Origin of the sequence: Streptomyces sp. NPDC056061 (assembly GCF_042266885.1) — a bacterium.
Taxonomy (GTDB): Bacteria; Actinomycetota; Actinomycetes; order Streptomycetales; family Streptomycetaceae; genus Streptomyces.
The window spans coordinates 1-12,685 of sequence record NZ_JBHJWQ010000051.1 but is presented as its reverse complement, the minus strand read 5'-3'; the positions used below and the strand labels follow the sequence as shown (position 1 = coordinate 12,685).

Below are 12,685 nucleotides of genomic sequence, written 5' to 3'. Positions count from 1 at the left end.
GCAACACCGTTGCGTTTACTTCCGCATCTGAGACCACCCGATCGTGCGACGCCCGGGGCGCACCGCCGGTGAGACTACGGTGGCGATCAGTGATGCGGTGTCACCCGTGAAAGCGGATCAGGCCGGTGCTGAAGGAACCCGGGGCGTGGCCACTCGTCGGTAGGTGCATGGAACCGATCCACGAACAGCACCTCAGCGAGCCCGGCCTGGTCGTGCTCGACATCACCGCGGCCGACGAAGCAACTGTCCACGCGGTCGCGGGTGACGGGCTTGCCCCAGGGGTGACCTGCGGGAACAGGGACTGCCCGATTTGGTGGGTGCACGCCTCCGGACACACCTGCGGTCCCGTGCTGGAGGCAACCGTCCGGCCAACGGTTCAGCCCCCGCTCGGTGCAACCCTCTCCGGAGCGAGCGCGGCCTCCAGCCGGCCCAAGCTCTTGTAGAGGGTGCGGACGATGCGGGCGTGGTTCCGGGCACAGCGGGCAGCGCCTTCCAGCGGTGTGGACAGGCGCCGGGTGGCTTCGCGGAGGACGACTTCGGCGAGGGCGCCGCAGGCGGCGCTCTCGGGCAGGGCGGTGTGCCGTACTCGCGATTTCGCATCGGGTGAGATCCCGCCGTATACGTGCCAAGACCGGTCGGGTCAGCGTCGGTGTGGTGGGAGTTCCAGGAGCATGGCGTGGAAGAGCGGTGCGTCGGGCAGTCTGGGGCGTAGGTCGCCGAGGGTTTGCCAGCCCCATGTTGCGTAGAGTGCGTGGACTTTGGGGTGGGTCTGGTCGACCAGGAGGGCTGCTCGCTGCTCGGGTCGTGGTGCGAGGTGGGCGTCGTGGAGTCGGCGGGCGGTGCCGGTCTTGCGCCAGGGGGTGCGGACCATGAGTTCGCTGAGTGCGTAGGTGCGGGTGCCGGTCTCGGTGACCATGTCGGTGGGGACGTCGGTGAGGAGGCCGCGCCACCAGACGGTGCCGGGGGGAAGTGGTGCTCCGTAGGCGTAGCCGACGGGCTGGTCGTTGTCGTATCCGATGGTGCAGGTCCAGCCGGGTCGGGTCATCCAGTTGTCGAGGCCTTCGGCGAAGCGGTCGACGGCGCAGAACGGGTCGGTTCGTGCCGGCTCGGCGTAGACGTCGGCGTAGATGTCCAGGAGGAGGGTGCGCAGGCCGGGGGTGTGGTGGGTGGTGTGGTGGCGGAGTTGTATGTCGGTCACGGCTGGGTGGTTCTCCTATGCGTTGGTGAGGGTGTGGCGGAGTGCGGTGAGGCGGTCGGTGATGTTCTGGCTGCTGATGTGGGTGGTGTCGATCAACGCCGCGGTTGTGGCGGCTGTGGTGGTGTTGCCCTGGGCGAGTTGGAGTTCGGCGAGCTGGACGGTGTAGTAGGCGCGGCTGCGTCGGAGGCGGGGTTCGAGGAGGGTGAGGGCCTGGGTGGTGGCGGCGGATGCCGTGATGAAGCGGCGGCGGCGCACGGGCACCTCCTTCGTCGGTGCGGGAGACTGTGGCGGAGCGGGCAGGTTCGCGCTGTTCCTGCCTCTCGGGATGAACCCGAGCGCCTGTGCTGGGCGGTCGAAGAGCTGTTCCAGGCCGTGGAGGTAGCGGGTCCAGGGCCATCGGACCTCTCCGCTGATCCAGCGCCGGACGTGGCGGTCGGTGCACTTGCGGGGGTGGTTCTCGCCGAAGATCCGCGCCGTGGCCTGGTTGATCTCGTCGGCCAGGCTCTGGTGCGTGAAGCCGTATTCCGCCATCGCCACTTCGAGCCGGGTGTTGCGCTGTCTGCCCATCAGATCCCCTGCCAGGTACCGGTCGTGGCAGGGACCGTAGTCCTGCCACCGCTTCCGCGTCGGTAAAACTGTCCGGTCCTCTCCCGGTATCTGCCCGGGATCCGTCCTGAGCCCACTCGAACGTGTGGCGGTTATCTGGGAGTACGCCGACAATTCCGCCCCCGGGGAGGCAACCCGTGCCGAACTCATCCGACCGCAGCCCCATGGGCTGGCCGTTACCGGTGAGGGTCCGCCGGAGAGGCGCGGCCCTGCGGCCCTCGTCGGTGCCCGGGATGTCTGGTGCTGCGGTCACCGCGGTCGCGTTGTACGCCGTGGTCCCGGTCCCGGGGGCGGAGGACCTGGTGCCGGCCCCGTTGGCCTCGCACGCGGAATCCCGCGGGTGGGTCGTTCCGGCTGGGTGCGCGGTGACGGACGCCGGGCCGCTCGACCAGGAAACCGGCCTGCGGACGGGCTGGACCCGGATCCGCGACACCGCCTGCGCCGGCCGCATCAACGGGATCGTCGTCCCGGCCCTCGCACACATCGCCTACCACTGGAACGACTGGACCGTGGAACAGTCCTGGCTGTCGCGACGCGGACTGTTCGTCATCGCCACCGACCCCACCGACCAGGCAGTCCTCCCCGAACCGCAGGGATCCCGCCCATGACCCACACAGTGCTCTACGACCCTGAAGCACTCCTCACCGAGCACCTGCCGCTCGACCGGGCCCCGATCACCGCACTCGTCGACGCGGTACTGGCGCTGGAAGACCCGGAGGGACTGCGGGCCCGCGACTGTGCGCAGATCGCCCTGCTGCTCACCGGGCACACCCGCGTCGTCGCCGCCGAACTCAGACACTGCTTCGAAGCCCTGCCCCCGGGCAGCGAACTGCGGCCGCTGACCGAGCAGGTTCTCCGGGAAGCCGTACCCCGCCTGTCGGCGAAGTCCCAGACCACCCTCGCGCACGCGCAGCAGCGGGCCCAGCTCGTCAGAGCGCTGTACCGGGCACTGGACCAGCTCGATGCCCTGTAGCACGGGGCTGGCCCCGGCCGTACAGGGTGCCGGCGCCGTCATGCGGTGTCCGGCAAGGGGGCAGCCGGCCCGGTCCTGTCGACGGGCACGGCCGCCCTTCATGTCTACGGGCCGGGGACGAGTCGCGCGATCAGCCCACGCTACGAACGCGACCCCCGCGGCTGCCTGGCCTTTCTCGGCCTCGCCGCCGCCCTGTGTTGCTACAAACGCCTCCTCCGCCTCACCGCATAGGTCTTGAGGCCGGGCCTTTGGGGGGCCAAGAGCCGATTCGGCGGCGGATGGATTAGAGTGGCAGGCTGTCCGGCTGCCGCAGCGTGGTGCGGAGAGCATATGTGGCCCCGTATGTCCCAGTCCTGCGTTTTCTGGAAGTAGTGTCGTGTCTGTCGTCCGCAGCCTGCGTTCGCCCTGCGCGATACGAGCGACGGCCCTGGCGACCGTGATATCGAGCCTGGCAGCTCTGACGAGCGGGTGCGGGGATGCTGGCGCGCCCAGAAGCGCGGGCCACTCCTCTCCTGTCTCTGGTCCGGCACGGCTGTGGCCCGACCGACCACCCGCGCCACCGCCCACTTCGGACCCGGGAGTGGACGCCACACCCATGCCCCTTCCCGCGCTGCCTCGGGTGCCGTCCGGGGACATCCGCAAGGTGCCAGTGCTCTCCGTCGTCCAGGCGCAGCTCGATGCGGATGACCGCCGCCACGCGCCGGCCTTCAACAGGGGCACCGAGAACAGGATCCGGGCCTGTGCGACGCGGCCGGAGTCCTGCCCAGTGCGGACCCCGGAGTACTACGACTTGACCGGCGACGGGAAGGACGACCTGATCGTCGGTATCGAAGGCGGAGACCACATACTGGCCATCTGGGTCTACCGGCTCAAGGGCGGCTTGGTGAACCGGATCCTGAACGTTGCCGGGACTCCGAAGTCGGTGGACGTGACCGGTGGCAAGCTGATCATGCGGGAACCCTCGACGACGCCCGGATACGAGATCCGCACCGTCTACGCGTGGGACGCACCGAGCCAGATCATGGACGTCCAGGCCACTGAGTACGACAGGCAGTCCCCTGCCTCCGCCGCCCCGGAGCGCATCTCGTGAGCACCACCCGGTCACGGCTGCTGCCTGCCCGGACGGCGACGCTCCGTTGGAAGTCCGCCGCCTTCATCGGCGTCATGTGCTGCCTGCTCGCCACGCTTCTCGGCAGCCTGGTGCACATCTTGGCCGTACGGCAGGCCCAGGCTCATGCACGCGAATCGGCTTTGGCGGAACTGGATCGCACCGTGGCCGCGTACGTCGCCGGGGAACCCCTCGGCCGCAACGCCGCGGTGGACCCCACGGACCTCCCCGCGCCCCTCCGCGCGATGGCCGTGACGCGGCACGAGCGCGGAACCCAGCTCGCTGACCACCAGGGCCGCCCGACCATGTGGGCCACCGCTCCCGTCTCCGGGGGCAAGGTGCTGTCCCTGCGTCTCGACTTCAGCGATCAGGCAGCCGCCGTCCGCGGCCTGGACCGGGCCATCATCGCCTCCTCCGGCGCCGCGATCGGCCTCACCCTCGGGGCCGGGCTGATCTCGGTCTCCCGTGTCACCCGCCGACTGCACCGGATCGCCCATGTGGCCCGGAGCATCAGCACCGGTGATCTCGACGCCCGCGTGAACGATCCGCGTGCCCAGCAGCCGGGCCGCGCCCAGGACGAGGCCACCGTCGTTGCGGCCGCGCTCGATGCGATGGCGGCCACCTTGCAGGCCAAGCTCCACAGCGAACAGCGCTTCACCGCCGATGTCTCCCACGAGCTGCGCACCCCGCTCGCCGGACTCCACGCCGCGGCCGAGCTGCTGCCGCCCGGCCGCCCGACCGAGATGGTGCGCGACCGCGTGGGGGCCCTGCGCCGGCTGACCGAGGACCTCCTGGAGATCTCCCGGCTGGACGCACAGGCGGAGCGGGCCGACCTGGACGTCCACGCACTGGGCCCGCTGACCGAGCGAGCGGTGCGGGCCACCGGTACGGAAACCGAGATCCGCGTCGTACGGGACGCCCGTGTGGAGACCGACCGGCGCAGGCTGGAGCGCGTGCTGGGAAACCTCGTCGCCAACGCCCACAAGCACGGCTGTCCGCCTGTCGTGGTGACCGTTGACACCCATGTCGTGACCGTGCGGGACCACGGCGACGGCTACCCCGCCTACCTCCTCGACCAGGGGCCCCAGCGGTTCCGGAGCCAGTCAGGCGGATCGGAAAGCGGAAAGAGGACCGGACACGGCCTGGGCCTGACGATCGCCGCCGGTCAGGCCGACGTCCTCGGCGTCACTCTCCGCTTCTCCAACGCCCCCGACGGCGGAGCCGTCGCCGAACTCCGCCTTCCCCTCGAACCGGCCGACCAGCCGGGACAACCCCAGGGCCTGATGACCGCATCCGAACACCGAGCCGAAATGACCACCCGCTTCACCACCCGGGAGCAGATCACCGGCGTCACCGGCCGACCCACCGCGGCCCGAGCCCAGGCCGGCACCCGGCCCCACCACACCTCGACGCACCAACAGACACCCACACACCCAACAACCTGACAACACGGGCGGGACTGCAGCCGAGTTCGCTCATCTTGTGGCTACGCGATCTGGTCCCGTGACCACCGGGCGAACAGACTTCGCCGCCTGCGAGGTTGATTCGTGAACGCCGTTTGCGAGACACCCAGCGCATCGAGCCGTGACATGAGCCGAACCTCTTGCTCCGATGTGACAGCGATCCACAGGGCTGTGCCCGTGTCGCTGGCGCTGAAGATCTCTCGACCCTGTTGCCACGCCTCGGCATGAATCGTGTAGGGAGCCAAGGCCAGAAGCACGTCGAACTGCATGTCGTCGCGGACATCGACGTCAATCCCCATACCAGGATCACCTTTCGCAGACCGGACGCCCTCGGCCACCTCGTTGGCGGCCATCGACAACACCTGCTCGTACGCGGGCGCCACTTCCCGTGGCCAGGCAATATCGCTGTAGGCATCGACGTGAGCCGTCTCGATGCTGTCTCGCAGGACACGAAGCGCCTCACGGTGAACACGAACCACGTCTGCTGCCTCCAGGCCGTCTCGGAGGAACAGGTCTCGACGTTGTTCATCGGCTTCACTGGTCATGCGGCTCAGCCTTTCACGCGCCGATGTCGTCCGTTTGAAGGGCCTGACCTTTCGCGGCTTCGGCTGCCTTTGTGACAACGCAGCTGACGACTTCGCTCGCCCACAGCTTGATCACTCAAAGCCTGAACCTGCCGACAGAGCAAGACCCCGGGACCATCGCAGCATGGAGTCTCACATACTCCGGCTCAGCGCCGGACCGTCATGCCCAGTTCATGCCGAGCTTGGCGAGGGCGGTGCGCTGTTCGGTGGTGAGCTTGTCGCGCCCCGACTTGGTGTTCGAGATCCGAACACCCAGCTTCACGGCCACCGGCTCGGCCTCGCCGTCGACCGTGATCTCCACGACCGTGCTGCGCGGGACGGACCACTGCCACCCCCTTCTCCACCCACTGCATCAGGGCTGCCAGGCCCCGCTGGAACGGTGCCTCAGCCTTGCCCCGGGCCTTCCTCGAACCCGTGGCCGCGTCAGCCGGCGCCGGAGGGAGCTCCGCCGGGACGGCGGCAGCCACGAGGGAGGGAGACGCCCCGCATGTCCAACGCGGACAGTCGCTCCCTGCGCTTCGGCAAGCAGATGGCCGACGGGCCGCTGGAGCGGTGCCGCGCGGCCGGGGCGGCGATCCGGGCCCGGGTCGGCCCGGTGGTGGACACCGCGCTCGCCACCGTCGACGTCGCCGCGACCGTCTACACCATCCGCCGCGCCTTCGCCCGCCACGTCCTGGCCGAAGCTCGCCGCCATCTGCTGGAGACCCTGCGCGGCCGCGCTTTCGTGCCCGGCCTGGACGACTACATCACCGACGAGGCTCTGTCCCGCCACTCCCGCCGGCTCACCGTGCCTCGGAAGGGCCGCCGGGCCCCGGCCCCCGACCAGCTCACCTACACCGCGGACTTCACCTGGCCACACCGGTGGTGGATCGCCAGCACCGACGGCAAGACGCCGCAGGAGTCGAGCCGGTACGAGCGGGCCCGGGTCGCCAGCCTCGCCCTGCAGAACGCGATCCGCACCACCCGTTCCGCGCACGCCGCACGGGACGACGCCCCGGCCGCGACCACGTCGGACATGCCGCACGCCGTCGACCACCCCGGCCAGGACGCCTCCCTCACCCCGGCGCAGCGAGCCGTCGCCATCCAAGCCCACCAACAGGCCGCGATGCCGCAGGAGTACCTGGAGGGCCGTACGACCGACCCGGCTACGTGGATCCGCACACCGGAGAACCTGGAACGGCTCGCCGCCCTCACCCACGCGGCCAACGCCCGCCGCCGCGCCATCGAGGACCGGGAGGACCCGGCCGCCGACCCGGCCAGTTTGGTCGACCGGCGCCGCCAGGAGCACGAGCAGCAGCGCCAGTAGCCCGGCCCCGGCCAAGGCCAGGGCCTCCAGTCGTGACGCGCCGCGGACCGTCCGGCGGGACGGAGGACGAAGTCACCGCGCCAGATGCCGGGATGAGACCGGCCGCCCGCCCCTGGCCCCGTGAGAGAGACGAGGGGTGCAGGGACCGACCCCTTGAGTACGGAGGCCCCATGGTTGCCCCGACCCTGCCGCACCTGACGCCCGAGCAGCTGGAGAGCCTGGCGGAGCTCGCCGACGCGGCCCGGCTGCGCGCGGCGCTGTACCCGTCCCCGAAAAGCCGCCACCGCCCCGGCACCGCGCACGCTCACGGCAGTACCCCAGCGGCCGGCCGAACCCGTGGCGGCCCGCCCGTACGCACCGACGCCGCCAGAGGTGAGTGGGCACGGTGGACTCCACCGTGCATCCGATGCGCGAACCGGTGGCGTCCGGGTGGGAGTGCGTTCCACTCGGAGAGTGGAGCCCACTGTGACGATCAACCGGGTGGGAGTGGAGTCCACCACGGCGTCCATCGGGTGGGAGTGGGCTCGACTCCGGAGAGCACCGGCCGAGGGGGAGTGCGGGACCCTCCGGCATCCGGCGCGCCACTCGCGCCCTCGGTGCGGCGCACCAGCGCACCACCTGTCCGGACCGGTGCGCACGCGCCGGCCAGGACCGCCCGGCACGCCAGCTCTCCAGCCGGGCCTCCAGCTCACTCACCGCAACCGCACCCCGGACACCGCACGGGCGTCGGGCTCACGGTTGGTGGCCCGGGCCGCCGTGGCCGCGTGGTGGAGCTCCATCCGGCCCGCCGTGGACCAGCCGCCTTGCCAGTACGGGTGGGAGTCGATCAGGCGGATGAGCCGGATCAGCTCCCGCCGCAGCCGTGCCGTGTCCGGGGCGGGTTGGGTGAGCCGGTGGTAGGTGCTGAGCTGCCGGCGCTTGATGTCGACAAGGTCGTCGGGGAACGGGAAGGATGTCACTCATTCACTAGAGCAGGTGTTCGAATTTGTTGCCGAATCGAGCCCACTGCCGGTCTCTGTCCACAGGGAGATCTTCTTTGGCACGGGTGCGAGACTGCCGCCATGACTATGCATCTCATCTCCGTCATCGGGAGTAGCCCTGGCGTCGGCAAGTCCACCCTGTGCCGTGCGGTGGCCCAGTGGCTTACCAGCGCCGGTGCATCGGTCGACCACTTCGAGGAGGCCGACGTTCTCACACGGCCGGCCTTCCGGCCCGTGGCTGAAGAGTTCGCTGGTGGGGCTTCCACCGTCCAGCCTGCGACCTTAGTTGAGTGCACTCGCGCCTACGTCGCGGAGTCACTCGCAGCGGGCAAAGACTACCTGGTGACGGATGCCCTTCTGCCCTTCATTCCGTCCCTTGTGGCATGGGGCCACGACGAGGGGACTCTCGTCCACGTCATGGAAGAGCTGGCCCGGGCTGTGGAGCCGGCCCAGGTCACCGTCGTGTACGTCCACGACAATCCGGAGACGGCGCTGCGGCGCGCAGTCGAGCGAGAAGGCGATGCCTGGGAAGACTGGTACGTGCGGAAGCTCGCTGGCTCTCCTGGTACTCGGGCTGTTCATGACCTCTCGTCGGCTGCCGCTCATCTCCGCTTCGAGGCTGACCTGACTTGTCGTCTCCTAGCGCAGACCCCATGGCATGTTCTGAGCCTCGATGTAGGAACACTCAATGCTCAGGAGGCACACGCCCAAGCTCAGCACCACCTGATGGGCGGGGCTGCTGCAGGGTTGGGTGACACCTGACCTGGCTTGCTGAGAGGCGGCCTGGAAGGATGTTGCAGTGCCCAAGCCGTATCCGAAGGAGTTCCGCGAGGACGTCGTGCGGGTCGCGTGCAACCGCGAGCCCGGCGTCACGCTGGAACAGATCGCCGCCGGCTTCGGCGTCCACCCGATCACGCTGTCGAAGTGGCTGCGCCGTGCCGAAACCGACGAGGGTTCCAGGCCCGCAACGGCGTCGGGTGAGTCGGCCGAGCTGCGCGAGGCCCGCAAGCGGATCCGGCTGCTGGAGCAGGAGAACGAGGTTCTGCGGAGGGCTGCGGCGTATCTGTCGCGGGCGAACCTGCCGTCAAAATGATGTACCCGCTCGTCCGCGAGCCGGCCGCCGCCGCTGCCCCTCACAGGGTGCCGGTGGCGGTGACGTGCCGGGTGCTCAAGCCGGCCCGCCAGCCCTACTGCCGGTGGCTGGCTTCTCCGGTCACCGAGGCCGAACTCGCCGAGGCCTACCGGGCCAACGCCCTGTTCGACGCTCACCGCGACGATCCCGAGTTCGGCCGCCGGTTCCTCCTCGACGAGGCCCATGCGGCCGGTGAGCCGACGGCCGAGCGGACCGCGTGGCGGATCTTCCGGGACAACCGCTGGTGGAGCGCGTTCGGCAAGCGCAGAGGCCGGGGCAAGAACGCCAAGGTCGGCCCTCCGGTCCACGACGACCGGGTAAGGCGCGACTTCACCGCTGACGGTCCGAACCGGCTGTGGCTGACCGACATCACCGGGCATGCCACCGGCGAGGGCAAGCTGTATATGTGCGCGTCCGCCGCACCTGGGGCACTCGCCAGGAACTGCGGATCGCGATCGTCACCTGGATCGAGCGCACCTGCCATCGCCGCCGGCGCCAGAGACGCCTGGCCCGATTGACCCCCGTCGAGTACGAGACCACCACGACCCCACCCGCAGCTCTGGCTGCACAAACCCCGCTGTCACCCAACCCTGCAGCAGTCCCTTGTTGACTGTCAGGCACTGGTTGGTGGACTCGTTGTACAGCATGTAGGAACCGCCCGAGCCGGCCTTTGCGGTCCAGTTGGTCACCGGGCTGTCCGCACAGGTGGCGAACACGATGCCGCCGAAGGCGCCCGCGGCCGGGCACTCGCCGTCGCCGACGGTCCTGAGCCGGAAGTAGCCGCTGAGCGCGGGAGGTTTCGGTGAGGGCGCGCCGGACGTCCCACCGGAACCGCCGGAGCCGCCCGCGTCACACCCGACCCGCCAGTGGTCTTCCCGCCCGTGACGTTCCCGCCGGAGGCTGCGGGGAGCGTTGAGGAGGTTCTGGCCGAAGGGGTGTCGCTGCCGGAGGCGCCCTTGGCGTCGTCGGGGTCGACGCACTGCTCCTGCACGGCACGGCCAGCACCGTGCTGCCCACCGCGCAGGCCCGCGAGATGGCGTCCCGACGTCCCGGCACCACCCCGATCGAACTGAACGCCGACCGCTGGCCTCATCTACGGAGACCGAAGGAGTCAGCAGTTGCAATCCGCCGATTCCTCAACTCCGTCCTCGGCGGCTGGTACGGAAAGACCTGACTCGCCGCCATCACGTCCGAGCGTGGGGCGGGTGTGGGCGAGGGCTGGATCTCCCGGCTACCCGTCGAACTCACAGCTGCGACGCGGAAGTTCGCCGCGCACGGTGAGGCCGCCTCCGGTCCTGGGGACGGCGGTCACCCTGCCGCGGTGCGTGGCGGTGATCGTCCGGACCACCGCGAGTCCGAGTCCGGAACCGTTGCCGCGGTGTTCCTGGCCACGGTGGAACGCCTCGAACAGGGCCGGGATCTCGTCCGGTGTCAGCACGGGGCCGGTGTTGGCGACCTCGATGTAGGCCGCGGCGTCCGTGGCACCGGTGGCCACCGATGCCATGCCGTCGCGGTGGTTGTGCCGTACCGCGTTGGCCAGCAGGTTCAGCGCGATCTGCCGGAGCAGCGCCGGGTCGCCCGCGACCGGCGCGGGCTCCGGTGTGCGGGCGATCCGGATACCGGCCGCACGGGCTTCGTCGGCCAGGTCCGCCATGGCGTCCCGGGCGGCGTCCGCGAGGTCGGCCGGTTGCGGGGCCGGCGCTTCGGACTCACCGCGCGCGAGCGTCAGCAGCGCCGCGATCAGCCGTTCGGTACGGGCGTTGGCGTCCAGGGCGCGCTGCACAGCGGGCTTCAGGTCGGCGGGAACCCGGCCCTGTGCCAGCGGGATCTCCAGCGCGGTGCGCTGGAGGGTGAGCGGGGTGCGCAGTTCGTGCGAGGCGTGCGCGGTGAAGCGGCGCTGCGCGGTGAAGCTGTGGTCCAAGCGGTCGAGCATCGCGTCGAAGGTGTCGCCGAGTTCGCGGACCTCGTCGTGCGGGCCGGTCAGGCCGAGCCGTTCGTCCAGCGTGTTGCCGGTGCTGATGCGCCGGGCCGCCGCGGTGACCTGGCTGAGCCGGCGCAGAGAGCGGCGGCCGGTCCACCAGGCGAACACGGCTGCGAGCGCGGTGAAGACGACGAGCATCAGCAGGGACCGCAGCAGGAGGCCGCCGAGGACGCTTTCCTGGAAGTCGCCGAAGGCCTGCGCGGCTTCGACCGTTGCGGCGTCGGTCGATCCTGGCGCCTCGGACGGCTCGGTGTCCTCGGCCTGTGCGGCAGTGGAGCCCTGCGTCGGCGGGCCGTTCCCGGTCGTGGCGCTGTCGGTCGTGACGGCGGCCGGCACGACGAGATCGCGGTATGCCTCAAGGAGCTGTCGAGAACTCAGCCAGTTCAGCAGGAGCAGCCCGCAGCCGAGGACCGCGAAGACGGCCGTCGTCACCAGGGTCAGCCGGCCGCGCAGCGGCAGCCGGTGCGGCGACAAGGGGAGGAGGCGCGCGCGGTTCACAGCCGGTACCCGTAGCCGGGGTCGTGGACGATCAGCGCGGGTTCGCCGATCTTGCGGCGCAGCGCGTGCATGGTGACCCGGACCGCGGTGGTCGCCGGATCCAGTGCAGTGTCCCACAGCGCTTCCCGCAACTGCCCGGTGGCGACCGGGGCGCCGTCCGCGGCGAGCAGCAGTTCCAGGACGCCGAGCTCCCGGGGCGTGAGCTTCAGGGGCCGACCGTCTCGTTCGGCGACTCTGCGTACGGTGTCCAGGCTCACCCCGTGTCTGCTCAGCACCGTGCTGGAGCTGCCGCCCGGGGACCGGCGCCCCAGCGCGCGCAGCCGGGCCATCAACTCCAGGTACGAGAAAGGCTTGGCCAGGTAGTCGTCGGCGCCCTGGCCGAGCCCGTCGACCAGGTCGGAGAGGGTGCCGGCGGCGGTCAGCATGAGGATGCGGGCCGGGTAGCCGACCGTGTTCAACGCCCGGCAGACCGCGTCACCGCTCTGTTTGGGCAGGTCCCGGTCCAGGATCAGGACGTCGTAGTCGGTCGCGGCCGTCAGCTCCAGCGCGCGGGCGCCGTCGTGCGCGACATCGCAGCCCATGCCCTCGTCGCGCAGGCCCTCGGCCAGCATCGCGGCCAGATCGGCCTCGTCCTCGACGATCAGCACCCGCATCCGCCCCGCTCCGTTCTGCCGCACCGCGCCCCGCTGAGTTGTGTGGCCACCAGTCTGCGCCCACGGGGGTTAGCCGCAATACCGTTCAGTTAAGTGGCTCTGGGATACTGTGGGGGGATGCCGCGTTCTGGTTGGGTGAAGCCGTCTTCTGATGTCCGGTTGTCGGATTTGGTGTCTGTGGGGTTGCTGACGCGGGTGTTTCC

At 70.2% G+C, this 12,685-nt stretch carries 14 protein-coding genes and 2 pseudogenes; 9 read left to right on the top strand and 7 right to left on the bottom strand.

Features of this window, described 5'->3' with window-relative positions; all coding sequences use genetic code 11:
* Positions 1–167: 167 nt before the first annotated feature.
* Positions 168–443, top strand: coding sequence for a DUF6207 family protein (locus tag ACFC79_RS36380; RefSeq protein ID WP_376249306.1), 276 nt, complete (start codon positions 168–170; stop codon positions 441–443).
* A 197-nt stretch (positions 444–640) separates the two neighbouring features.
* On the opposite strand, the gene ACFC79_RS36375 is transcribed toward ACFC79_RS36380, so the two are convergent.
* Positions 641–1,198, bottom strand: coding sequence for a GNAT family N-acetyltransferase (locus tag ACFC79_RS36375; protein ID WP_376249304.1), 558 nt, complete (start codon positions 1,196–1,198; stop codon positions 641–643).
* A gap of 15 nt (positions 1,199–1,213) precedes the next feature.
* Positions 1,214–1,765, bottom strand: a complete 552-nt coding sequence (locus tag ACFC79_RS36370) for a hypothetical protein (protein WP_376249303.1) — start codon at positions 1,763–1,765, stop codon at positions 1,214–1,216.
* Positions 1,766–2,037: 272 nt separating this feature from the next.
* Here ACFC79_RS36370 and ACFC79_RS36365 point away from each other — a divergent pair, with 272 nt between their 5' ends.
* The 5 genes and pseudogenes from ACFC79_RS36365 to ACFC79_RS36345 all read left to right on the top strand — a co-directional run bounded on the left by ACFC79_RS36365 (position 2,038) and on the right by ACFC79_RS36345 (position 5,330).
* Positions 2,038–2,412, top strand: coding sequence for a hypothetical protein (locus tag ACFC79_RS36365; RefSeq protein WP_376249302.1), 375 nt, complete (start codon positions 2,038–2,040; stop codon positions 2,410–2,412).
* Positions 2,409–2,777, top strand: a complete 369-nt coding sequence (locus ACFC79_RS36360) for a restriction endonuclease (RefSeq protein WP_376249301.1) — start codon at positions 2,409–2,411, stop codon at positions 2,775–2,777. The genes ACFC79_RS36365 and ACFC79_RS36360 overlap by 4 nt, the downstream gene beginning before the upstream one ends.
* Before the next feature lie 123 nt (positions 2,778–2,900).
* Positions 2,901–3,008: pseudogene (locus tag ACFC79_RS36355) on the top strand (IS5/IS1182 family transposase); the annotation flags it as partial.
* 364 nt (positions 3,009–3,372) lie between these two features.
* A complete protein-coding gene (locus ACFC79_RS36350; RefSeq protein ID WP_376249300.1) occupies positions 3,373–3,867 on the top strand; it encodes a hypothetical protein in 495 nt (164 codons plus the stop codon).
* Positions 3,864–5,330 carry a sensor histidine kinase gene (locus tag ACFC79_RS36345; protein WP_376249298.1) on the top strand — a complete coding sequence of 489 codons (1,467 nt, stop codon included), beginning with the start codon at positions 3,864–3,866 and terminating at the stop codon, positions 5,328–5,330. The genes ACFC79_RS36350 and ACFC79_RS36345 overlap by 4 nt, the downstream gene beginning before the upstream one ends.
* A gap of 41 nt (positions 5,331–5,371) precedes the next feature.
* Here ACFC79_RS36345 and ACFC79_RS36340 read toward each other — a convergent pair whose 3' ends face one another.
* Positions 5,372–5,893, bottom strand: a complete 522-nt coding sequence (locus tag ACFC79_RS36340; protein WP_376249297.1) for a hypothetical protein — start codon at positions 5,891–5,893, stop codon at positions 5,372–5,374.
* Positions 5,894–6,092: 199 nt separating this feature from the next.
* Positions 6,093–6,233 carry a hypothetical protein gene (locus tag ACFC79_RS36335; RefSeq protein WP_376249295.1) on the bottom strand — a complete coding sequence of 47 codons (141 nt, stop codon included), beginning with the start codon at positions 6,231–6,233 and terminating at the stop codon, positions 6,093–6,095.
* 186 nt (positions 6,234–6,419) lie between these two features.
* Between ACFC79_RS36335 and ACFC79_RS36330 the strand changes: the two genes are divergently transcribed.
* A complete protein-coding gene (locus ACFC79_RS36330) occupies positions 6,420–7,238 on the top strand; it encodes a hypothetical protein (RefSeq protein WP_376249294.1) in 819 nt (272 codons plus the stop codon).
* Between the two features lie 692 nt (positions 7,239–7,930).
* Here ACFC79_RS36330 and ACFC79_RS36325 read toward each other — a convergent pair.
* Positions 7,931–8,197: a hypothetical protein gene (locus tag ACFC79_RS36325; RefSeq protein ID WP_376249292.1), complete on the bottom strand. Its 267-nt coding sequence runs from the start codon at positions 8,195–8,197 to the stop codon at positions 7,931–7,933.
* A 102-nt stretch (positions 8,198–8,299) separates the two neighbouring features.
* Between ACFC79_RS36325 and ACFC79_RS36320 the strand changes: the two genes are divergently transcribed.
* Together ACFC79_RS36320 and ACFC79_RS36315 are read left to right on the top strand one after the other, a co-directional pair.
* Positions 8,300–8,980 carry a hypothetical protein gene (locus tag ACFC79_RS36320; protein ID WP_376249290.1) on the top strand — a complete coding sequence of 227 codons (681 nt, stop codon included), beginning with the start codon at positions 8,300–8,302 and terminating at the stop codon, positions 8,978–8,980.
* Between the two features lie 37 nt (positions 8,981–9,017).
* Positions 9,018–9,960: pseudogene (locus ACFC79_RS36315) on the top strand (transposase).
* 621 nt (positions 9,961–10,581) lie between these two features.
* Here ACFC79_RS36315 and ACFC79_RS36310 read toward each other — a convergent pair.
* A complete protein-coding gene (locus ACFC79_RS36310) occupies positions 10,582–11,829 on the bottom strand; it encodes a sensor histidine kinase (protein WP_376249288.1) in 1,248 nt (415 codons plus the stop codon).
* Complete coding sequence (locus ACFC79_RS36305) at positions 11,826–12,482, bottom strand: response regulator transcription factor (RefSeq protein ID WP_376249287.1); 657 nt, start codon at positions 12,480–12,482, stop codon at positions 11,826–11,828. Before ACFC79_RS36305 ends, ACFC79_RS36310 begins: the two co-directional genes overlap by 4 nt.
* Between the last annotated feature and the right edge of the window lie 203 nt (positions 12,483–12,685).